This window comes from Cetobacterium sp. ZOR0034 (genome assembly GCF_000799075.1).
In the GTDB taxonomy this organism is placed as follows: domain Bacteria; phylum Fusobacteriota; class Fusobacteriia; order Fusobacteriales; family Fusobacteriaceae; genus Cetobacterium_A.
In genome coordinates, this window is record NZ_JTLI01000049.1 from 44,966 (window position 1) to 68,174 (window position 23,209).

General features: G+C 29.0%; 17 protein-coding genes and 2 riboswitches. Of the genes, 3 read left to right on the forward strand and 14 right to left on the reverse strand.

Going from position 1 to position 23,209, the window contains the following annotated elements:
- Positions 1–127: 127 nt before the first annotated feature.
- From L992_RS09560 to L992_RS09590, 7 genes are all read right to left on the reverse strand, one after another.
- Positions 128–4,498 carry a hypothetical protein gene (locus tag L992_RS09560; protein WP_156110675.1) on the reverse strand — a complete coding sequence of 1,457 codons (4,371 nt, stop codon included), beginning with the start codon at positions 4,496–4,498 and terminating at the stop codon, positions 128–130.
- Positions 4,476–4,961, reverse strand: coding sequence for a hypothetical protein (locus L992_RS09565; RefSeq protein ID WP_047395874.1), 486 nt, complete (start codon positions 4,959–4,961; stop codon positions 4,476–4,478). Before L992_RS09565 ends, L992_RS09560 begins: the two co-directional genes overlap by 23 nt.
- Positions 4,962–4,964: 3 nt before the next feature.
- Complete coding sequence (locus tag L992_RS09570; protein ID WP_047395876.1) at positions 4,965–5,519, reverse strand: hypothetical protein; 555 nt, start codon at positions 5,517–5,519, stop codon at positions 4,965–4,967.
- Entirely contained in the window at positions 5,476–8,130 is a 2,655-nt protein-coding gene (locus tag L992_RS09575) for a hypothetical protein (protein WP_047395879.1), read from the reverse strand. Before L992_RS09575 ends, L992_RS09570 begins: the two co-directional genes overlap by 44 nt.
- Before the next feature lie 21 nt (positions 8,131–8,151).
- Complete coding sequence (locus L992_RS09580; protein WP_047395882.1) at positions 8,152–8,856, reverse strand: hypothetical protein; 705 nt, start codon at positions 8,854–8,856, stop codon at positions 8,152–8,154.
- Positions 8,857–8,924: 68 nt separating this feature from the next.
- Positions 8,925–9,509 carry a hypothetical protein gene (locus tag L992_RS09585; protein WP_047395884.1) on the reverse strand — a complete coding sequence of 195 codons (585 nt, stop codon included), beginning with the start codon at positions 9,507–9,509 and terminating at the stop codon, positions 8,925–8,927.
- A gap of 58 nt (positions 9,510–9,567) precedes the next feature.
- Entirely contained in the window at positions 9,568–10,290 is a 723-nt protein-coding gene (locus L992_RS09590) for a hypothetical protein (protein ID WP_047395885.1), read from the reverse strand.
- A gap of 70 nt (positions 10,291–10,360) precedes the next feature.
- Positions 10,361–10,437, reverse strand: a riboswitch (cyclic di-GMP riboswitch).
- Between the two features lie 290 nt (positions 10,438–10,727).
- On the opposite strand from L992_RS09590, the gene L992_RS09595 reads away from it, so the two are divergent.
- Together L992_RS09595 and L992_RS09600 are read left to right on the forward strand one after the other, a co-directional pair.
- Positions 10,728–12,122 carry a hypothetical protein gene (locus L992_RS09595; RefSeq protein WP_047395888.1) on the forward strand — a complete coding sequence of 465 codons (1,395 nt, stop codon included), beginning with the start codon at positions 10,728–10,730 and terminating at the stop codon, positions 12,120–12,122.
- Between the two features lie 133 nt (positions 12,123–12,255).
- Positions 12,256–12,480: a diol dehydratase small subunit gene (locus L992_RS09600; protein WP_052193961.1), complete on the forward strand. Its 225-nt coding sequence runs from the start codon at positions 12,256–12,258 to the stop codon at positions 12,478–12,480.
- A 50-nt stretch (positions 12,481–12,530) separates the two neighbouring features.
- Here L992_RS09600 and L992_RS09605 read toward each other — a convergent pair whose 3' ends face one another.
- Positions 12,531–13,868, reverse strand: a complete 1,338-nt coding sequence (locus tag L992_RS09605) for an HTH domain-containing protein (protein ID WP_047395891.1) — start codon at positions 13,866–13,868, stop codon at positions 12,531–12,533.
- 177 nt (positions 13,869–14,045) lie between these two features.
- Positions 14,046–14,124, reverse strand: a riboswitch (cyclic di-GMP riboswitch).
- Positions 14,125–14,293: 169 nt separating this feature from the next.
- Between L992_RS09605 and L992_RS13550 the strand changes: the two genes are divergently transcribed.
- Positions 14,294–15,598: a helix-turn-helix domain-containing protein gene (locus L992_RS13550; RefSeq protein WP_156110676.1), complete on the forward strand. Its 1,305-nt coding sequence runs from the start codon at positions 14,294–14,296 to the stop codon at positions 15,596–15,598.
- A 65-nt stretch (positions 15,599–15,663) separates the two neighbouring features.
- Here the strand turns inward: L992_RS13550 and L992_RS09615 are convergent, their stop codons facing one another.
- The 6 genes from L992_RS09615 to L992_RS09640 all read right to left on the reverse strand — a co-directional run.
- Positions 15,664–16,179 carry a TlpA disulfide reductase family protein gene (locus tag L992_RS09615; protein WP_047395895.1) on the reverse strand — a complete coding sequence of 172 codons (516 nt, stop codon included), beginning with the start codon at positions 16,177–16,179 and terminating at the stop codon, positions 15,664–15,666.
- Positions 16,180–16,205: 26 nt separating this feature from the next.
- Positions 16,206–18,758, reverse strand: coding sequence for a hypothetical protein (locus L992_RS09620; protein WP_047395897.1), 2,553 nt, complete (start codon positions 18,756–18,758; stop codon positions 16,206–16,208).
- Positions 18,759–18,777: 19 nt separating this feature from the next.
- Positions 18,778–19,614, reverse strand: coding sequence for a hypothetical protein (locus L992_RS09625; protein ID WP_047395899.1), 837 nt, complete (start codon positions 19,612–19,614; stop codon positions 18,778–18,780).
- Between the two features lie 63 nt (positions 19,615–19,677).
- Entirely contained in the window at positions 19,678–20,172 is a 495-nt protein-coding gene (locus L992_RS09630) for a hypothetical protein (RefSeq protein WP_047395902.1), read from the reverse strand.
- 53 nt (positions 20,173–20,225) lie between these two features.
- Positions 20,226–20,987, reverse strand: coding sequence for a hypothetical protein (locus tag L992_RS09635; protein ID WP_047395905.1), 762 nt, complete (start codon positions 20,985–20,987; stop codon positions 20,226–20,228).
- 319 nt (positions 20,988–21,306) lie between these two features.
- On the reverse strand, positions 21,307–23,209 hold a 1,903-nt coding region (locus L992_RS09640; protein WP_047395908.1), incomplete at its 5' end, for a DUF11 domain-containing protein.

The window sequence follows — 23,209 nt, forward strand, 5'->3', positions numbered from 1 at the left end:
TTCGTGCTTTTCAATTTTTATTCTCTTTGTTTTCTTTCGTTCCTTTTTTATATTTCATTATTTTTGAAAAATTTAACAAAATAAAAAAAACAGCAATCCTTTGATTGCTGTTAAAAATTATCATTTTTTATTTCAAGTGTATCAATATCTCTATAGTTTTTTGATATTTTCCCAACTCTACATTACTTACCTCTGGTATCCTTCCTTCTAAATAAAGTGTTCTTTTTCTATTTTCATTCGTATCTATTATTTCTGGTCCCAACTTTAAGTCTTTCACGACTAAGGTTTTTTCATCATTTAAGTAAAGTGTATTTGGTTCAGAAGCTGCTCCTCCTACATCTATACTATACTCTGCTTTTATAGTTCCTGAGTTATACCAAAGCTCAATATTCGTTCCTTTTTTTATATCTCTATGATTTTTAGGTATTTTTCCAAAATCCAACTCACCTATAGCTGCAACAAAAAATTCTGGAGATTTTATATTTATCACATATTCACCTAATTTTTTCCCACTCTTATCTCTATAGATTATTGTCAACCTATCTACCTTATTATTTGTCCAGAAAAGAGGTTTTAACTCCATATCCCCATTTTCAAGCCTCAATATTTTTACTATTGTTCCATTTGCTAAGGTAATTCTATTCCCCACTAATCCTTCGATTGCATTTTCATTTATAAATACATTTTCACTCAACTTTTCTGGATAATCTCCTGATAAAAGTTTGATGTCTAAAGTTTCTTTTGGATACCTAATCTCTAAATTTCCAATTACTACAGAGGAGGATTGGGCAGGATTGTATCTAGAGCTAATAATCAAATCCATCTCTCCTTTTTTTATGCTTTCTATATTTTTCTTCGTTTCTAATTTTACATTATAAGTTCTTCTTGCATCTCCTGAAGGATCTAAATGCTCTATTGAAATATTATAACTTTCATTTCCATTTATATTTGTTAACCACATCTCAGTTTTTTCAGAACTATAATTTAGATTTACTTCTGTTGAGTTTTGATTTTTCTCAATTTTTAAATTTTCAATTTTTAGTGCTCCTATATTGTCAGTTTCCCTAACTACACTCTCACCATTTGGTAATGTTATTCTAATTTTATGTTTATATTTCAATCCAAGTAGTGCCCTATCTTCAAATATATTTTTCTCTACACCTGTAGGTATAATTGTATTTGAATTTGTAGCAACTATCTTCTCATTTTTATATTCACCATTAAATAACAAATCTACATTTTTTATCAAAGCATCTTTTGTTATAACTATTTTTGGAAGATCCATATATTTCACTCTTGTTGCTGTTGCTGGAATACTCGAATCCAATGGCAGATACACTCTAAAATCTCGACTACTTTCATTTCTTCCAATTATAAAAGCAACCTTATTATTATTTCCAGGTTTTGGTTTAAACTCAACTCTTGCTCCTGAAATCTCTCTCGCTTCTTTTTGTAAATTTTCTAATATCTCTGTCGAAATATCTATATTCAATCCAGTTGTAACTCTCTCCCAAGCTGATTGATTTGGAGCTAACGTATATGAAGCCACTGTTACCAATTTGTTATCTGTCGTTCTTTGAGAATATAGATACGCTTTTGCACTTGTTCCGCTTTCAACTTTTGGATCAACTAACTCTGGTTTTACTTGGAAGGTTTCCCTTCTTCTCGGTGATTCATATTCCGCTACATAGGATGATCTCCACGTTTCTGTTTGATGTGTACCTCTATTAACCGACCATCTACTTTCGTCACCTAAACCTATAGCAGGGATAATATTTGCGACTCTGTCAAACGTTCCATATTGCATCAAACTAAATATTCCTGAAAGATTTGGAACTTTCCCTACATAATTATCCGTTATTTCCAAATCTTTAATTGTTGATGTATAAGCCATTACATTTAAATCTCCACCTGCTAAATCTGTCCATTTTAATTTTAATCTATTGACAATAATCTCCTCTTTTACTCCTGTTGTAGGAGTAGCTTTTATTGATATTTTTACATTTTCAAAAGTATAAACTGTACCCTCTTTAATCTCGCCACTGTTTGTCGAAAGAACAAATCTAAGACTTTCAATCTCTTTTGGATTTATTAGAGTACTTTTGTCTCCTGAGAATAAAAGTTTTCCCCTGATATTCCCGGTAGTTGAAATCAACTCTGAAGAAGTCACCTCTATTCTGACTCCTACATTATCTCCATATGTTTTAGTAATCTCTTTATCATAATTTTCAAGCCCTAAAGTTCCCAAATAAACTGTAGTTTCATTAATTTTTCCAGCTACATTTAAAGTTTTTGTTCCACTCTCTATTTGAGGAATCAATGTCGATTCATCTTCATTTAGATATGTTCTAGGAGTAAATTCAGCAACTTCAACATTGTATCTATCTACACTCAGAATCTTTCCATATGAGTTTAAATGCTCTAGTTCGATTCTATCACTAGCTTTTCGAAGTCCCCACTTTCTCAATCCTACTGCCAATGCAGAGCTTTTTCCTTTCATTAAAACATATGTATTTTCACCTGAATTTATTTCAATCTCCTCTTTTAAATGACCATTTAAATCTGTTCTAATCTCTTTATAAAAAACTCCATTTAAATAGGTTTTTATTGTATGAACACTCTTTACGTCGCTATATCCGTTCCATCCATCAATTATCCCTGTAACATTTAAAGAGTTAGGGTGCGCTAAGTTAATAGCCATATTATTTGGAGCCACATCTCCATTTTTGAATATATCAAAAGTTCCTGTTAAATTTCCCGAAGCTTTTGGAACAGGATTATTAAATTTTATATTTAAAGATTTTTTATCTGCATATGTGTCCTTTACCACGTATACATTTGGAAACTCTAATCTTTCTAACTCATTTTTTGCAGAAATCACAAATCTATTTCCTGAGCTTTTTTGTTCCCCCTTTAGCAAATAGATTTTATTATCAAGTGATTCCTCCCAAGGAATTTTAACTTTACTCTCAGTTTTAGTTGAAGCATATTTCAATATTGTTGAAATTATATCACTTGTAAAATTTACTACAAAGTCTCCTCTGACTCGATTAGAACTAGCATCCTCACCTAAAGAGGTGAATCCACCTATACCTAAATTTTCTGTTGTTGATGCACCTCTATTATATATAAAAAACTTCTGCTTACTTTGATATGGTGTCTCTCTAATTGTAATTGGTACTTTTAAAGATGTTCCATTCAAATTAAAACTTCCCATTGGTTTTACATCTATAGGTATTAAAGGCTGATTACTCTCTAAACTCCATTTATCAGCTTTATTTATTGTTATAACTGGAAAAAATTCTGGTGCTATTGATTTCTGATTGATTTCAATCCAAGAGTTATAAACTTCTACGCTACCATCTTCTCTAATTATTATATCCCCTAAATCTAAACTCTTTGAGTATTCAAACTCTGGAATACTCTCCGATTCCCCATTACTATTTATAATTAATGTATGTTTTTTTCTATTACCTGTTTCTGTCTCGATATGTTCTATATCTATCACATAACTCTTTCTTCCTGTTGATTTAATCTTACTAAAGAAAAAAACGAAATTTCCATCATTTAAATACTTAATTCCTAACTCATCATTATCGTGAGTCGTTGAGTATTGAAATCTTGCTTCATCACTGACCTGATCCCCTTTCCATACCTCTCTACTCATTCCCGAAGATTTTAAAGAGATATTTACATTTTTTTTAAAAGAGTTTATAAATCCATCGCTATTTGAAACAAACCCAGATTTTTTTATAATTTGAACCTTACTTATATCTACATTTTCAGTTCTATCTCCTGATGATCCCGTCCACATCTCCGTTAGCTCTCCATTTAAAGTAAACACAAATTTTGAATCTTGCCAGTTTTCTATTCCACCCTCTAAATTAACTATAACACTCTTTTCCTCTATTAGACTTCCTGTAACTGTCGTTGTTTTAGCTAGTTTTATATCCAAACTATAAATCTTTAATATCTCAGTGTTTGCTTCATTCATAACTGTAATATATAAATTTTCCGGTTCATTTTCATATGGGATTTTCAACACTTCTTTTCCACCATATTGAGCTATCTCATAATTTATTGAATTAGAATTATTGCTTCTGGCTTTTCTTGCAGCTCCTTTCACTACCTCCCCATAACTTTGAATTTTTGGACTCACATATATATTATATTTTTTTTCTACCTCATCAACTGCTCTTGCTTTCAATCTTGAGTTTTCTATTTTTTTTGAAAAATCAACATATATATTTTTATTTTTTTTATCTATGTATACCTCATTCAAAGATTCACTTTTTATCTTTGTTATCTCTATGTTCAACTCTGCTTTAGGCTTTCTTCCTAATGATTCAATTTTTTCTAGTTCAGGTGCAATCTTCTCTCCAACTTCCCCCTCATCAAGAGCACCTGCAAAAGATGTTACAGATAATACCGAATAAAAAATTACTATTATAATAAAAAAGAGCCTTTGAAAGCTCTTAATCTTTTGTAGTAGCATCATGGCCCTCCCCTTTCTCTAACTCTACTCTATTCAAAGATTTAGTATACACTCCCATAACAATCGGAAGTTGTCCGACATATTCTCCCTCTATAATCTCTATTTCCTCACCTTTATCTAGCTCACGTCTATCTAATATAGCGTAAAATTTGACAAGCTCACGTTCTCTTTCTAGAACAATAAAATTTTCTTTTCTATCCATTCCAACCTTTTCAACCTTTATCCATTTTCTTCTATTTGTCATATTTATATATGGTGGAAACTTAAAAGATATTCTTTTTCCTAAATCTTCCTCTTTATTAGTCGTATATATCTCAACATGCGAGATAGCTACAACTTGATTTTTCCCTAGTTCAGTGTGATTTATATTTCTAAATCTCAAAGGTTCAACTATTTTCATTTTAATCTCAGCATATCCTGAAGAAAAAGTTAAGGTAAAAAGTAAAATCCATATTATTTTTATCACTTCTTACCCCTCCCTCAATTCAACTGTTATATATATTTTCTTCTTATGCACACCCTCATTACTAATATTTTTTCCATCAATATAAAGGTAGTTATCTGTGATAACCTTTTTATTTATATATTTAGGTGAGTATATAAATGTATCTATCTGCCCATCTCCATCAATATCAATCTCTTTCTCACTATAGTTTAAAGTATAAAAATTTTGTCTATCAGGTTCTTTATTCATCTCTAGTTGAAATGGTATCGTTAACTCTTGGTTATCTATGACAAGAGCTTTTATTTCAACATCTGTCAATATCTCTAATGGAACTACAACTTTTACTTTTGTATCTAGATTTATTGTATATGAATTTTCCAAAATCCATTTTACCTCTTCGCCACTATTTTCAACCACTAACTCTTCTGATGGTAATCCAGGGATTACTGGAATCCCCGGAAGTAAATTTGGATCTTTTTGATAATCCTCAGGTAATAAAGGCAAAGTAGCTATGCCATAATCATTTGTAAATACATTACAACTTAGAATCAGTAGTATTAGAACTAATAATTTTTTCATACTCTCCTCCCTCACTAAAGAATATCTGTTTTAATGTTAATTTTTCTCTATCTAGATGAATTATGAATCTATTTTCTTGGTCATCATAATAACCTAGTTGAACGCTTTCTGCTAACTTTTTAACTTTATTATCAATTCCAATATATTCTATTTGTAGAAGATATTTTCTTGTATATAATCCACTAACTTCAAACGTTCCATCACTTTCTGGGTTTAAATACTCTACAATTTTTCCTGTTTCATCGATAACCTTAATCAAGGTATTCTCGTAAAATAAAGCTATCTCTTTTTCTGATAGATTCAAACTACTGTCTATTTTGAACTCTCCAGTGATTGTTACCATAGGTTTTACAGGAATCGGTGCTATCACTGTTCCAACTTGCTGACCTATAACTTTTATTTTTGTATTTCCAATTGTATAAGATGGTTTTCTAATTGTAGGTTTCAAATCATACATTATTTTATTAGGTACACCATAAAACATAGCCTCTCCATTTTCATCTGTATCCTCTTCTTGATCACCTATTTTTACAGATACATACTCCACTCTCTCCTCATCTTCATCCATAACTCCATTGTCATTACTATCTAAGAAAGTTATTACTTTAACCCTTGAGCTATCTATACTTTCTAGTGGTTTTTTTATATTCTTCAAATCTACAACTCTATTGATTCCAGCTGAATATCTTTGTGCTCCACTTTCATCTACATTTATCTCTCCTGTTAGCCAATTATCGTAGTTCAGAGTAAATCTAAATGTAAACTTTTCTCTATATATCTCTGAATATCCAAATTCTAAAGAGTAATCAAAAATACTAAATATATTTTTGTTTGTAAATTTTAAAACTGATTCTAAATCCTTTCCACCATCTAACCAGTAGTTGCTCAGTTGAACATTATATTTTTTAAAACCGTTATAATACATATTCAGCTCATAACTATCTTTTTCGTTTAACGATTTATTGTAATCTAGAGTCATTAAAACATCTTTATATCCTTTGCTTAAACTTATGCCAATACTCTCGTCTCTCTCTTTTGTTCCATCGTAATACTTTGTTTTAGATGTATCGTAGCTCAGTTGGAAAACTCCTTTTGGATTATATATAAATGAATATTCTTCATCTGATTTCTCATTAAAATATCTTCCATAGTTTGCTCTTTTAAAAATAAATCTCAAATCTTTAATATCAATTTGATAAGTTCCGTCATAAGAGTAACGGTCACTATTGCTTCTACCTTCATTATTCTCAATTGATGTATTTAAAGCTCTTTCTGTTCCCAATACTAAAGTGTAAGGGAATCGATAGATATAGTTACTGTAAACTCCCTCTCCTCTTAAATGCTCTAAATACTCTATTCTTCTATCCCCGATATCTTCTGGTTCACGCTTATATCCTAATCCAAAGGTTAAATTTTCTGTCAATCCATGATATATATTAGCATTTATAGAGTATCTGTCATATGCATCCTCCTCATAAATAGAGAAATCATACTCTGTTTCACCTCTATTTTGTTGATAATAGTTTGTCGCTGTATCTATATCGATTGTGTATATACGACCATCTGGAGTATATACTCTCAGAGTATAACGTCTGTTCTCTTGGATTTCAGAGTTATTAAATTCTACTGTTCCATCTACGGCATCTTTAACATCTATAGAATATCCTAAATACAAAAGTTCAACCTTACTTCCTATAGGAACATTTTCTCTGATTACATAGTTCTTTCCAATTTTATAATAACCTTTTTCCTTTCTAAAAGTCATTCCCCACTCTCTCGCTCCACCACTACCATTATTTTCAATCTCTAAAGAGTGTTCTTTATAAATTTCAGGATAATATAGACTCAAATTTCCAAGCTCTTCATTTTTCACATCATAAGCTGCTGTAAACTCTCCATACAATAAAGGTCCTTGGTATTCTAAATTTCCTGTCCAATCTGTTTCAAGTTTTCTATTTTCTGAATCAGTTCCACTCTTATTTGCTATCGCCTGAAAATCAAATCTCATATATCCAACATCAAAAGCTCTTTTCTCACTTGTAAAAATTAACTCTCTTGAACCTTGGGTATCTATTAACCCATCTCTTACATTTTGCAAGTATGTCTCTATATCAGAGGATGTCTCAAAGTTTAATCTCACAGAGATTGTGTCATTCTCTCTATCTATATACATATCTCTAAGAAATATATCTTTAAATTTTTCACTTTCAATAAAAAAATCACTTTGTTCAATTAAAACTCCAACATCCTTAGGTTTAATTATTACCTTTCTGACATCAGTTCCTAGTGTTGCTGTCAAAATCTCGCTTTGAATTGAATAGTCTTTATATCCAATCGAATTAAATAAGTTAACAACTGGTAGGTATATCTTATCTCCATCTATAACTACAGGGTAAACATCACTGACCTTAGCTCCATTCACTTTTAAACTATAAAAATTCTCCCTCTCTTGTACTCCAGAAAGTTCATTTAAAAGAATTTGATATTCCTCTTCTGTTAACATATTCAGATTTTTTAATTCATTTAACTCTTGAAGAGTAAAATCAGCAGAATATGTTAATAATGCTATGCATATATATGTCAGTAGATAGAATATCGCTTTTAACTTCAATGATTACACCCCCTTTAATCTTCATTTTATTTTTTCTTTATATAAAATTTTTCCGTTTAAAGAATCTTTTACAATTAGCTCTTCAATACTTTTAAAATTTTCTAAAAACTTTTGATTTAATTTTTCTGCTGCAACTTTTTCTCCTCTAAGTAATCTTAAATTTCCTAAATATATTTGATTTCTACTATTCTTATCTCCTAAAAAAAACTCTAAAGTTCCTCTTCTTTCTCCAACATTGGCTATATCACCCTTAAATTTTAGCTCTTGATTTTCTACTTTTACATTTAGATCTTTGAAATATACCTTTGGATTTAGTTCTCCCACATACCCTGCTATATCCATCTTTAAGTGTGTTAAAATCTGAACAGATGCTGTGCTATCTTTTGGATTATTAGGTAATCCCATCTCTTTTATCCCAACTGTGACTAGATACTCTCCTGCTGGAACACCTTTTGGTGCTCTTGCTAAAACTTTAAACTTTCCACTTCCGCCAGGTTTTAACGTTATTGTAGTCGGATAAAGCTCTATCCAATCCTTCATCGATTTCTCCAATCTGCTATCATCTAAATATATTTGATATCTCAAACTATTTTTTGTAGGGTTATAGAGTGTGTACTCTTGAACTTCCCCTCTTCCATCTATTCTTTTATCAAATGTAACTGGATGAACATTTACATATGAAAATAACGATGTTGCTAAAAGAAAAAATATTAAAACAACTTTCATAGGCCCTCCTTCAATAACTTCTTAAAAAAAAGAGAGAAGAGATCTTCTCTCTAATTTTAAGAAGTTATTTAATTTCCTACTCCTCCTGTTCCTGTTGGTGTTGGTGTATAAACAACTGTTAAAGTTGGTCTATCTGCTCCGTTGTTGTATATTCCCTCTTCTAATTTTGTCGCATTTAATTGATCTCTTGGTATAACTGAGTTAACTCTTCCTGTATGCTCTGTTCCGTTTATTTCAGCTTCGTACCCTCCTGTAGCATTTGTCTTTCCACCCGCCAAAGAAAGTACCGAATCTAATTTCCCACTATTAGGACCAATTAATTTTGTTGTGTATTTATTTAAATTAACAGTTAGTTTTCCATTCATTTCTACATATTCATTGCTTGAATCACCCATCTTTACTTTAAATAATTTAAAAGCTTTAGAGTCGTCTGTCGCTGCTCCTTTTACAATTCTTCCATGGTCAATTAATAGTTCATCTAAAACTGTCCCCGCTTCATCAGTTATAGTAAGTCCTGCCTGTGGCGCTGTTATTTCTGCTAAAACTTTTACTGGAACTGATGCCGTCCCTTCAGTTGTAGCTGTTCCCGTCCCTGGATTAGCTGCAAACGTAGCTACTGATAATGCCATGATTCCGAATAATACTCTTTTCATTTTTTCCTCCTCTAATCTAATATGTTACTTTATTATCTATATATCAAGTTGTTGATACCTACATTTTCTTCTTAGTTATCTCCTCATAAGTTGAAGATTCTCTAAGCCTTACCCCGACTATATCTTTTCTTTTCATATCTTTTAAAACCATTTTAAACTCATCACTTTTTCCAACTCCAATACGTCCTCTTTCCATAGATTCATAGTTTTCATTTCCTCTCAAAACATCGACATTGTACCAAACACCTCTTTTATCAGTATTATTTTTTACTTTAAAAGCAAGCTCTGTTTTTCCATCTGAGTTCTCACTTGTTTTTATATCAACTATCTCTAGTTTAGGTTTTAAATCCCCAACATAACCTATAATCTCTATACTCACATCCAACCCCATCCGAGCTGCAGCAGCCACAGTCTGACCATCAGATTTTTCTAACTCAGGAACTGGTACTGATACAAAATTTAAAAATGAGGAATACTCTCCCTCTTCAGTATTCTTGGGTGCTTTTATAAAAACTTTAAGTACAGATTTACTTTGAGGTTTTATTGTTATTATTTTAGGGCTATACTCAATCCATTTATCTGAGTCTCCATTATATCTTCCTGTGCCTGGTAAAGCAGTCACTTTGAATCGTTGAGTTTTTGTACTGTTATTTGTTAAAACAAACTCTTGATACCCACCACTTTTATCTATCCTTTGCTCAAAAAAAGTCGGTGTTATGTGAAAGGAAAATGTAGTTGTATAAAATAATAACAATAACAAATAAAATCTTAGTAAAAACATAAAAACCTCCATATTTTTTTTCTAAACTATTTTTAAAAAAAAATGCACCTTGAGTACAAATTTGTACTCAACGTGCAACTGGCTACCATTTGATTAGGCCCTATAGCTTTGCGTCCTGCAGTTTCCTGCAGTTTGCGGAAATTATCTTTTCAAAATTAGTGATTCAATAGTTTATTCTGAAATAGATTTTATTTTCCTGTTTTTTCTCAAAAATAAAATTACAGATACTTATTAAATTTTTATTCATATTTTTATTTTCACTAATTTCGAAAAGAAATTATCATTGTTTTTTTATCTCTGCTCATATTAGCATTTTTTTATTTTTTATTCAAGTCGTGATGTTTTTCTTATTTTCAAAAAAAAGGAAAAATTATTTTGGAACAGTATAATTATAAAAACACTATAATTTTTTATAAATTACAAGGAGGAAAGAGTATATGTACATAAACAATCGCCATCTTCAGATTTTAAAATTAATTAAAAATAACAATAATTTAACTTCTAAAGAGATAGGAGATCTTTTTTCAATGTCTGCACAACATACAAAACTTTATCTAGAAGATATCTATTCCAAACTCTATAACTCTGAAGCTTCAGATATTAAAAGTACAACTCTTATAGAAAAAATTTCATCCTCAAAAAATTCAAGAAATAAATTAAAAAAAACTCAAGAGTTTTCTAAAAATGAAAAAATCTTTTATCTTTTATTTCGATTGATAAAAGATAAATATATAAACTTATCAAAAATCTCTGATGAACTTGGCATAACTAAAAGAAATTTAAATTACTATTTAACCGAAATCTCTATCATTATGAAAAACTATAATTTAAAATTTAAAGCAACAAACAAAGGATTACAACTTATAGGAACTAACTTTTCTTTTAAGCACTTAACCTATTTACTGACCTTTAAATTTTGTATAGAAAAAGAATTTTTACCAACAAAAATAAGAAATGAAGTTATCTCTTTTCTTAAGATTGATAATTTCTGCCTTTTAAAAAAAGATATATATTCTTTTATGTCTTTAATTTCTTCTGAATACACTACTCATAAAACTAGTTCTATCTTCTCATTTTATTTTGCATTTAGAGTTCGAGATAATGAAGTGAAAATCGGAGATATGAGTGAAGAATTTATTTATCGACATAAACCTGCTCATTTCGAAGATGAGTTTTTTAAAAAAATTGTTTATTTTTTTAAAAATTCATCTTTTAAATATCTCAATACTAATTCTATTAGTGAACTAATAACAATAATAGATACTATTTATTACTCACATAGGAAGTTTCAAAAACAAGAATTAAATAAATCTGTCCAACTAAGACCTATTTTTGCTAAATATCTTGGAGATCAAATATATAAAAATAATAGCTTTTTCACTATTATAAATCCTTGGGTTTATTATACCGCTTTAAGAGCTCGTTTCTCTATCGAAGACTCTGCTTTTCTAAAGTTGAACTTAGAACATATCTACAACTCCAATGTTTTAAGCCTAACAAAGGAGATTAACTCTATTATCCCGAACTTTACTATATTTGAAACTCTTTCCGTTTGGTATCAACTTTCCGAATTTGAAGATAATAGTATAAAAAATATTTTTATTTTCAGAGATTTAAATATAAATATTGTTCCTATAATAGTTAATGAAATCTATAAAAAACATAATATAAAAATCTCTGAGTATATTAATGTTCGTTCTTTAAGAAAATACCTTAAAGAGAATTCTGTTGATAATATCATAACCGTTGAAAATATTAAGCTTTATGATAGTAGTTTAAATGTAAAAAATATTTTTTTTCCAATTCCTAACTACAAAAAAATTAATCCTTAATAAAATATGTATGAATTTTCTTTTCTTCTGAAATATTCATACATATTTTTTATTTCAAAAAAAAGGAAACATAACGTATGTTACGTAAAAAAAACGACATTAAAAATACCTTGCTATTGAGTTAGGAGAAAATATGAATAAAAATTTAAAAACAACTGAACAGTTTATTAAAGTTTCAGATGATAGAATTATTGAGATGTATCGAGCATTAAAACCTTATCAATCAACTAAAGACGAACTTTTAGCTCTAGCTTATGAATTTGAAACTTTATATGGTGCTATAGAAAATGCGAATTTTATTCGTTCTTTAATTGAACTCTATGAAAGAAAAGGATTTTTTAAAAAGAAGTCTGAATAAAATAAAAGATTCCTAAACTCATATCTTAGAGAATAGGAATCTTTAAATATTTATAAACATTTTATATTCTTTAAATTTTTTAAAAGAAAAAATTTTAAATCTATAAAATTACTTTCTAATGGAAAACTACTAATTTTATAAACTGGTGTTTCTAAAGTCTCGTTTATATTTCCACTAGTTATAATTAAATCATACTCATCATCAGCACCAAATATCTCAAATATATGTGATGATATCTTATCTATCTTTTTAAAATCAAAGATATTTTTTAATTTTTTTTGAATGAGATCTTTTACAACTTCTAATTCATCACATATAAAAAGTACTTTAAGTTCCTTGAAATTAGAGTATTCCTTCATAGCAAGTTGATTATATAACAAATAAAAAATACTCTGAATATCCTTATCGATCAAAATATCACTTTTCATTTTTTCTGAAAAATCTTTATAAAAATTTGTTTCACAAATTTTTTCTGGAATAGGCAAAGTTTCTCTAATATCCCCAAGTTCTTTTAAAAGTTTTTCTAGAAGCACATCATCTGCATCTATCTCTAAAGTATCTATTATATCTTTTAAAATATCTTTTACTTCTTTCAAACTATCATTTTTATTCACTTTTCTCTCTTTTGAAGACACCTTTAATATAAACTCCTCTCCTTGAGTTGAAGTTATAAATTCGTTTATCTCCTCTATATTATACCCTGTTTTATTTTGTTCTAATTTATGCCTTGTATTTAAAGCAGCCAATTTACAAAACACTTTATTATATTCTACCAAACTATAGTTATTTCCTAAAAGTTCTTTCATTTTTGTTTTTAAAACTGCTGGAGTTATATCTCCAACTATTCTTCCTATTAAATCTTTTAGAACATTTGGTAAATTTACAAACTGCTTATCAATTACTTTACGAATCTCCTCTTCAAATATATCTACTATATTTTCTGCTTCACCTGTTACTGATATTCCTTTCGATGCAAACTCGCGAATAAAAACATCTTTTCTCTGAAACTCATTTTTTATTATCAACATATCTTTCTTCAGAGTTGTTCTTGATATATTTAAGAACTCTGCTTCTTTTGTTAAATTTACCATCTGTTTAGATAAAATTTTTAATTTCAAATAACTTTTTCTATTCTCCGAAAACATTCCTCCAAAATCTGAAATAATTTTATTTAAATCATTACTTTTCAAATTAACTTGCAGTGCTCCACCATCAATTTTTTTTATTTCGTCTAGTTTATAACTTTTCAAAATATAATTGATGTTATCAATATCATACCTAATCGTTCTTATATGTACGTTAAAGTTTTCAGATAATTTTTTTAATGTAAATCCATTTGTTTCATTTAAAACTGATAAAATATTAATACATCGTTCGTTGATAACCATCTTTTTTACCTCCACTCCATATAATTTATTTTAGTTATCTTCATTATACTATCTTTCATAACATCCGTCTCTATGAAGGTTTTTTTATTTTTTATAAAATATTTTTCATATAACATTCATTATAAATAAAAAAACTTTCAATTAAAAAAAATACATCTTGAATTTTTATAAAATTCAACGTGTAACTGGCTGCCATCTCAATTTAGGCCCTATAGCTTTGCGTCCTTCAGTTTCCTGAAGTTTGCCATTTTTATATTTAAACACTTCCCTTACTATATTCTTTATTCTAATCTTACACTATTTTTCCTGCTTTTTTGAAGATAAAATTACATTCAAAAAATATATTGTTCTTTTCTTTATTATTCTTGAAATTAATTAAGATTAATCCTTATTTAACATCAAAAGAAATTGGCAATCTTTTCTCTATGTCTCCACAGCACACAAAACTCTATTTAGAAGATATCTATTCTGAACTATATAATTCTGATAGTTTAGAAATAAAAAGTAATACTCTCATCGAAAAAATATTTCTATCAAAAAATGCTAAAATTCGATTGAGATCTGTCCAAGAACTTTCTAAAAATGAGAAAATTTTTTATTTTCTATTTTGTTTAATTAAAAATAGAGTTGTTAATTTATCCAATCTATCCAATGAGTTAAATATTACCAAGCGAAATTTAAATCACTACCTAAACGAATCTTTACCTATACTAAAAACTTATCGCATTAAAATTAAAACAACAAACAAGGGATTACATCTTATTGGAAATAACTTTGCCATCAAGCGTCTAACATATATTCTTACTTTTAAATTTTGTATTGAAAAAGAATTTCTTCCATTAAAACTTAGAAGTGAAATAGGAACTTTTCTTAAAATTGATAATTTTGACATTATCAAAAAGGACATCTATTCTTTTGTATCTTTAGTTTGCAAAGAGGATGCCACACGTAAAATGCAATCATTTTTTTCATTTTATTTTGCTTTTAAAGTTAAAGGAGATGAGAGTAAAATAGGAGATATGGATGAAACATATTTTTATCGTCACAAGCCAGCTCACTTTGAAAACACTTTTTTTAAAAAAATTATATTTTTTTTAAAGTATAGTTCTTTTAAAAATCTTTCTACTAACTCTATAAGTGAACTTATCAGAATTATAGATATAATTTATTATTCACACAGAAAATTTGAAAAAAGTGATATTCAAAAAGCAACACTATTAAAACCGATATTTGCAAAGTATATTGGTAATCAAATTTATAAAAATAATCGTTTTTATACGCTTATTAACCCATGGATATACTACACAAGTTTAAGAAATCAATTTTCCATAGAAGATTCTTCTTTTTTAAAACTTAATCTTCAGCATATTTATAACTCAAATGTTCTAACTTTAACAAAAGAAATCAATACAATAATTCCTAATTTTACAATTTTTGAAACTTTATCCATCTGGTATCAACTTTCTGAATTTGAAGATAAAAGTATAAAAAATATTTTTGTTTTTAGAGATTTAAATATCAATATTATCTCAATAATTACAAAAGAAATCTACAAAAAACACAATATAAAAATTTCAGAGTCCATCAATATTCGTTCTTTAAATAGATATTTGAAAGAGAATCGAGTTGATAATATCATAACAGTTGAAAATATCAAATTTTATGATTCTAATTTGAATATAAAAAATCTATTTTTTCCAATTCCAAACTATAAAAAAATAGAAACATAATAAAAAGATTCCTAATCATTTAAATTCAATGATCTAGGAATCTTTGCTATTTTTTATCAATAATTCTATTTAAAATACTTCATATTTTTATAACCTGATTCAACATTTACATCTTCAAGTATCCCCTGTTCATTTATAAAAAATGTTGTTGGTATATTTATAACACCAAACTGTTTATAAAGTTCCATCTCTTCACCATCATAATATGGTTGAAATGTAAAATTATTTTTCTTCATATATTCTTTTACTTTTTCTTTATTGTCACTTCTATATGGACCGAAAACTATTAGAAATACAATGTCGTCTCTATCTTTATATTTCTCTTCATACTCTTTATTAAATATTAATTTTTCCTCTATGCAATCTGGACACCAAGTTGTTGTAAAATTTAGAAATACTTTCTTACCTTTCAACTCCTCTAAAGTCAAAATTTTATCTCCCTCTAAAGTTTTTACTTCAAAATTATCCACTTTTTCTCCTAAAAGATATGTTAACTTTTGCTCTCTTGGATCTCTCTCCTCACTAAATGAAAAACTAAATATAACAGATATTAACACAAGTAATTTAAATAACCTTTTCATTCTTTAACCCCTCCTCATTAATATAACTAGTCTAAAATTTCATCTTCTATAAGCTCAATTGATTTTATTGCAAAATTATTATCTTCATAATAATCTCCTTCACGACCACTCTTAACTTTAAGATTAATGACTTTTTTATCAAAAGTTCCTATGTATCTTCGGCTATTAGGAACGATTTCAATTATATATTCGCCTGGTAAAACATCTTCAAAGAAATAATATCCATCAATCTCCGGAGTTGTTCGCTCTACTTCCTCTCCATTCTTTTTTAGAACTATATCTAAGCCTGCTAATACAGAATAATAAACTCTTTCATTTATTAATAAACTATTTTCTACATACCCACTAATCATAGATACTGGTACCAAAGGAATATCCACATTTACTCTTGATGAAGTCGCGCCCTTGAACTTTATTACCTCTTTCCCTTGAACTAACATAGGGTCAATCGTTTCTCTATTCACTTCTATTGTATGTATATTGGTATTGCTTATATCTCCAATTATATAATTACCGTTTTCTCTTGTTAGTCCACTTCCTCCAGAGGTCATTATCTCTGCTCCCTCATATATCTCTTCATTTTCATCTAAGATACCATTGATATTTTCATCTACAAACACTTTACCTTCTACCCAACCATCTGTAACGCTGTTGTTGTTCAGTGCTAAGAATGGATTTCCTAAATAAAATGTTTTTTCAACTCTTCCACCAACTTTAGTTTCTCCATCCTCTCTTCTTATATCAGGCAGTTCAATATAGATGTTTTTATCAAATATATATGTAAATCTTAACTCAAAAAATGTTCCTTTTTCTTTAGAGTAACCTACTTCAAAAGTTGTATCCACATTTCTAAGTAATCCTCTTTCACTTGTTGCTTTGGTTACACCTAACTTTATCTCATCATCTACCATCTCATTGTCCTCATAGTTAACTTTTCCCTCTAATACAGCTAATATTCCATTGAAACCAGAATAAGTCATTCTCATCTCTGTTCCAAATCCCTCTAATTTATTAGTTTGACTATCAGAAAAATTTCTAATATAGTATTCATTATTTAAACTTAATCTCACACTTCTTGCTAGATCATAGTCCAAATTCAAATAATACTCATCATAATTATTAGAATTATATGACTCTTTTAAATATCCAATTGTTCCACCTAAACGTCTAAAACTTTTACTTAGCTCAACATTATATGACTCTTTTAGGTTTAGTTTTTCAGCAACTCTATCACCATAGTTTTCATATCCAAAATAAAAATTTATATTACTTGGTAACTTTTGCTCTAATGTGGCTTTATAGTTCAGCTCCCCAGACTCCATCTCATCTAAAATAGTTCCTGAGATTAGAGTTGGGTACTCATCAAATCCAAATCGATAAGCTAGAGCTCCCTCTAAAACCTCATATTTTTCAGAATCTCTATTCTCTAAGAAAGAGGTTCCTATTGTTGCAGTTAAATCTTTTGTTACACCATATCTGTACTTAGCTAAATACTGCTCTTTTTTCTGATTATTTCCCTGGCCAGCTTGAATAACAAAATCATTCTCACCTTTTTCTAAGATAGTTTGATTCCCTAAGATATAAATTGCTTTCGTTTCCTCTCTTCCATCTCTATAGAAAATTTTTATTGTGTACCTATCAGATGATGAGCTGTTTCTAACTCTAAAACTAAAGCTATCTCCCGTAATCATTTGGAAATCCTCTAATCTATCATTTCTATAAAGTTCAACTAAATTTGCATTATAGGCTAAACCCTCAATTATAGTTCTGTTATCTATTCTAATTCCATAGTATTCATTTCTTGAGAAACTAACCCCCCTTAATGATCTTTCATTATCAAACATCGAGTCACTCTCTAAATAGAAATCTCCAAAAGTCAGATAATACTCTCCAAATATCTCTTTATATTGTAATCTTATATAATCTAATTCACTCTCGGGATAAACTCTTTGAGATATTTGAAACTCTCCATATAAAAGCTCTGTTCCATAATCTATATCTATATAATAATCATTCTCTTTAAAATCTTCATTAACATATACAAACTTTAACAGTCCTGGAGATAATAGTTTCTTTTTATTTTGAATATAATCTCCACTTTCTATCATCTCTTCCTCTCGTTTTGCCAATCCAAGTAAACTTCTTTGAGCATTTAGCTCTCGAACATACTCATCTTGAGTTTTAAAATCTGGATTTAATTTCAAAACATAACGCTCCTCATCCCAGTCAGAACTTATCATATGAAAATATCTTTTAAAATCATCTAATTTTATAAATATATCATTATCCATCTCTATAACAGAATTTTTAGGAATTCTAACATCTATTGACAACTCCTCATCTAAATCACCTTTTACTCTTAAACGTCTTCTATCTAATTTCAGATTTGGAATTCTTGAAAAATCTATAAAATCACCTATTCCTATATAAAGATCTTGAGTATCCTCATCTAATAACACCCTGTAAAAGTCATTTTTATGCCCTCTCATATCTATCTCTATATATGCCTCTTCTGGCAATGAAAAGACGGCTACTCTTAGAAGACAAAACAATGTAATAAACCCCTTTATATTTTTCATCTTTCCCTCCCTGTTGCAATTATCTTCTAACTATAACTGCTCTATCAGTAGATTTTTTCTCAATTGAATAGTCTAAATATTCATAAAAAGCTTTTACTTTTACACTTTCGCTATAACTTCCCGAACTAACTGTAGGAACAGTTGAATGGATAACTCCTTCTAATTTTATTTTTTCTTTTACTTTTTCTTTAGTTGGAATAAAACTAACTCTTTCAACTTCATTTCCTTTTTCTTTAACTCTCTCAACATAAATGCCTTTATTTAAACTTTCTAGGCTAACAATCAATTGTCCGTTAGCCATCACAATCTCTTTTGGATATTGAACATACATCTTTGTATTTTTAACATCTCTCTTATCAATATCTAAATCTACTGTAATTTCTGGATTTTTTTTACTACGAATTCCACCAGATGGTACTTTTGCAGATATTATCCCAAAATCCATATCCCCTTTTATACTCATATCTATCTTTCCAAGCTTTCTAAACTCAACAGCTATATCTCCTATTAACATCTCGCTTTTCTTAGCTTCATCAAGATATTCCAATCTTCCTAAGACTACCTTTTCATTTAAAGATGCTATCTTTCCTTTATAAATAAAATCTACTTTTAATTTACTTCCCTTTATTTCATAGATATTGTTTTCATCTTTACTTCCATTCACTCTTACGATCTCTACATCATTTAATGGAATCAACTTTACTCTAAAATCACCTTTATTATTTCCTACCTTTGCGTCCAAAGCTCCACGATAACCTGTTCCTCTTTTTTCTAAATTATATACTTTACCAACCACATCTAAAGAAAATGTGTAACTTGTTAAAAATAAAAATATCCACACTAAAGTTTTTTTCATCTTCACCACCCTCTATATTAAAACGGGCATAGTGTTCAACTATGCCCTAAATATATCTAAATTTTACCAAGCATCATATTCTGCAGTTAATGTAGCTTTTGCAGTATATGTTGTAGATGCATCTAACTTAACCGTTGCTTGATTTAATGTTGCTGTTATTACTCCACTAGCTTTACCTGATCCATATGCAGGACTTGATAATGTTTTTTGTGCTGAATCTAATACTAGATTTCCTGTAAATGCAGTTGTTTGAGAGTTTGGTTTTTTGAAGCTAATTAATGGAGTTACACTAACATTTACTTTTGCACCTTTTTGCCCCTCTAATGTATAATTCGATTTACCTTCTTTTGGCTTTGTTCCACACCAGTATCCCAAATCAATAGTTTCTACTTTTGTTATTTTTAATTGCTCAGGTACTTTTACTTTTACTTCAAAATCTTTTTCAACTTTACATGCACTTGTATAACACTCTGGTTTTGAACCTCCATGTATATTCTCTTCTTGTGCTAATGCTGCTACTGAACCTAAAATAAATAATGCTGATAATAATTTTTTCATTTTTAATACCTCCACTGTCTATTTTTATATACTCAAGTTAGTTGAGTTGCTAATTATAATGATAGCTCTCTGCTACCAAGTTTCAAACCATCTTTATCTCTATAATTTACCTTTATAAATTTACTATTTGCTGGAATGTCTACTAAATTTCTTTCTAATCTCGTATTCGTTTCTCTTGAAGTTATTCCAATTTTAACTTCATCTTTTCCAACTCTTCTCTTATTAGCATCCAAATACTCTATATCCCCAACTACAGCCAACCCGCTATTCCCACTTCTCGAAAAATTAGCTACTAGATTAACATTCCCATTTTTATCCTTTTTTATTTCGCTACTTATCAATTGACCTTTGACATCTCTTTTTCCTTTCATTCCATAAGCTGCCATGTGAATCTCTGTCAACAGTTCAAAATTTACTGCAACATCCGTTCCATTATCTGCTTGAACCGTTTGCTGCATTATCTGACCACTACCAACCTCTTTAAATACCAAATTAGCTTTATATTCACCGTCAGCTAGTTCTTTAGCACCTCTAACAGCAAATCTTACACTACGGCTACCATTTGGTTTTATTGTTATGCTCTTTGGATATATTCTCATCATATCCCCTATATTGTAGCTCTCCCAACCTTTAGCTGCTCTAGCTGATATCTCTACTCTCACAGGTTCAGCAGTGTTATTGGTAACCATTATCTCATGTGTTTCATTTTTATCTAATGAGGCATAAAATCCAGTTGGTGCTATGCCTATATTAAAACCAAATGTACTTGTAAAAAATAAACTAAATATTATCCCATAAAATATTTTTTTTAACATCTTCATCTTCCCCTTCAAATATTTTTTTGTTTTGCTTTTCATGACATTTTATTCTGAGATGATTTTAAAACTCTTTTTTTTATAAGTACAAGTTTTTTTCCCCAGTTATGAAAAAATATTTTCAATATCACCACGAGATCATAAAAATTTATTTTTATTTTCATGAAGTTTTATTCTGAGATAAATTTGTAACTCTTTTTTTTATAAGTACAAGTGTTTTTCATTTTTTTTGCAAAAAAATGAAACCCCAAGAAAATTGAGTTTTTTAAACACGAAATTTCCTTGGGTTAATTTTTTTATTTAAAATATATCTTTAATACTACTTATCTATTCTTTGCTTAGGTAAAAATTCTATAGGAATTTCAAACAGTTCTGATGATATTGATTTTGATTTCTTTTCTTCTACTTTAAAATCTTTTACTTCTGGAAATTTTACACCAAAATTAAATTTCATCATCACTTTTCCTAAATGTCTTACTCTTGGATTTTCCGTTGTAAAAACTGCACCTTTTGGTAATGTTATCGGATCCACTTTAATTATAAAATTACGTCCCTTCTCCTCTGCTATAGATGGAACATGATATCTTCCAAATCTATCTGTTTCCACAACAATTCCTTCCGGAGTAGCTAACCTAACGCCGGGCAAACCCTCTTCTTGAATTCCGTTATTTAAAATAAAAATTTCTAAAAATATTTTCCCACTATCATTTTTTATTACTCTCTGAACAATTATGATATCTTGACTAGTAACTCCTTTAGCTTTATCACCACTGTGTTCAGTCATAACTCTTCCTGAAGAGTTTTGAATTATATCAACTCCTCCACTCGTTTGAACTCTAACATTCGACATAACTGGTTGTTTCAATTCTTTTCTTATAACAACCATATTGTTTGTTACTGGTTCTATTTCAGAAATTCTTCCTTGGATTTTCTTTAAAACAATCGTATTGTAGCTATCAACAAAATTATATGTTTTTCCTTTTGTTGAAATTGTAGTTGTATTTTTTACATAATCTTCTTCTGGTAAATCTATTGTTATATGAACATTTTTGGCATCTGCATAATCTTGAATACCATCCTCATCTCTATCATGAAAAACTTTTCCAATTATTGTAGTGTGTTCAAAGATAGGATCTGAAACTATTTCAACATCTACTGAATCTATATTTGAAATACTCTCTCTAGATTTATTTTTTACAACAGCTATATTTTTATAAGTTCCTGGTTTTACACCTACACCTACTTTTAGTAAATATTTTATCTTTATTGTTTCTCCTGGCCCTATCTTGTTTATTGGACCTATTTCAATCTCTCTAAGTCCAGTTACTGAGAGTTTATTTTGAGTATAATTATCTACTTCTTGTACTGCAGATCCTTCAACATAGTTGAATCCTGGTGGAATTTTGTCTGCCACATATATATTAGTTACCTCATTTATTCCATTATTTTTTATCTCAATTGTGTATGGAACAAATTTGCCTACAGAAGCCTCTTCTATTTCTACTTGCTTATTTAAAATAAGATTACTTTGATTTCTTCCTATTTCAATAACTGCTCTTCTTAATTCTCCTTGCGATGTATTTTGCTCAGGATCAAATGGTAGAAAGGCATACGAAGCTATCTTTGTAGTTTTGTTAAAGTTACCATTTAAATTTACTCTTGATGAAAATACAAACGATATAGCCATTCTTGGTAATATTTCATTTTCAAAACTAAATCTATCATCTTCCGATGTTATATTGAGCTCACTAGGTTGAGGTAATGTACTCGTATTTCTTTTAGATTTTGACTTTGCAAATAGTTCTTCAGAACTATAAAACACTTTCTCATTTTCATCATTTAAATTCGTTAAAACTATACCTTGGAATTTATGCTCGCTAAATGCCGACTTACCATCGTCATCTTGTAAACTTTTACCATCTAATTCATGTTTCAAATCACTTCTACCTTTTAATGAAACTTTACTTGTATTTATTAAACTTATATAATAGATAGCTAATTCTCCTGGTAAAATGACTGGTGGATTACTATTTTTTTGATTACTATTTTCAAAATCTATTATAATTTTATCTTCTTGCTTTATGATTTCATTAGTGTCATTAAATTTATCCTCATAAGCAAACACATCATGTCTTAATCTTACAATTGGTTTATCTACTTCTACCTCTATATCTGGTATTTTATTTACTGAATTCAGTATCTTTTCTTTCGCATAATTATCC

Bases quoted from the DNA above. Each gene is read 5' to 3' on its own strand.
- L992_RS09560 (WP_156110675.1), bottom strand. From the start codon at position 4,498: ATGATGCTACTACAAAAGATTAAGAGCTTTCAAAGGCTCTTTTTTATT.
- L992_RS09570 (WP_047395876.1), bottom strand. From the start codon at position 5,519: ATGAAAAAATTATTAGTTCTAATACTACTGATTCTAAGTTGTAATGTA.
- L992_RS09580 (WP_047395882.1), bottom strand. From the start codon at position 8,856: ATGAAAGTTGTTTTAATATTTTTTCTTTTAGCAACATCGTTATTTTCA.
- L992_RS09585 (WP_047395884.1), bottom strand. From the start codon at position 9,509: ATGAAAAGAGTATTATTCGGAATCATGGCATTATCAGTAGCTACGTTT.
- L992_RS09590 (WP_047395885.1), bottom strand. From the start codon at position 10,290: ATGTTTTTACTAAGATTTTATTTGTTATTGTTATTATTTTATACAACT.
- L992_RS09595 (WP_047395888.1), top strand. From the start codon at position 10,728: ATGTACATAAACAATCGCCATCTTCAGATTTTAAAATTAATTAAAAAT.
- L992_RS09600 (WP_052193961.1), top strand. From the start codon at position 12,256: ATGAATAAAAATTTAAAAACAACTGAACAGTTTATTAAAGTTTCAGAT.
- L992_RS09605 (WP_047395891.1), bottom strand. From the start codon at position 13,868: ATGGTTATCAACGAACGATGTATTAATATTTTATCAGTTTTAAATGAA.
- L992_RS13550 (WP_156110676.1), top strand. From the start codon at position 14,294: ATGTCTCCACAGCACACAAAACTCTATTTAGAAGATATCTATTCTGAA.
- L992_RS09615 (WP_047395895.1), bottom strand. From the start codon at position 16,179: ATGAAAAGGTTATTTAAATTACTTGTGTTAATATCTGTTATATTTAGT.
- L992_RS09620 (WP_047395897.1), bottom strand. From the start codon at position 18,758: ATGAAAAATATAAAGGGGTTTATTACATTGTTTTGTCTTCTAAGAGTA.
- L992_RS09625 (WP_047395899.1), bottom strand. From the start codon at position 19,614: ATGAAAAAAACTTTAGTGTGGATATTTTTATTTTTAACAAGTTACACA.
- L992_RS09630 (WP_047395902.1), bottom strand. From the start codon at position 20,172: ATGAAAAAATTATTATCAGCATTATTTATTTTAGGTTCAGTAGCAGCA.
- L992_RS09635 (WP_047395905.1), bottom strand. From the start codon at position 20,987: ATGTTAAAAAAAATATTTTATGGGATAATATTTAGTTTATTTTTTACA.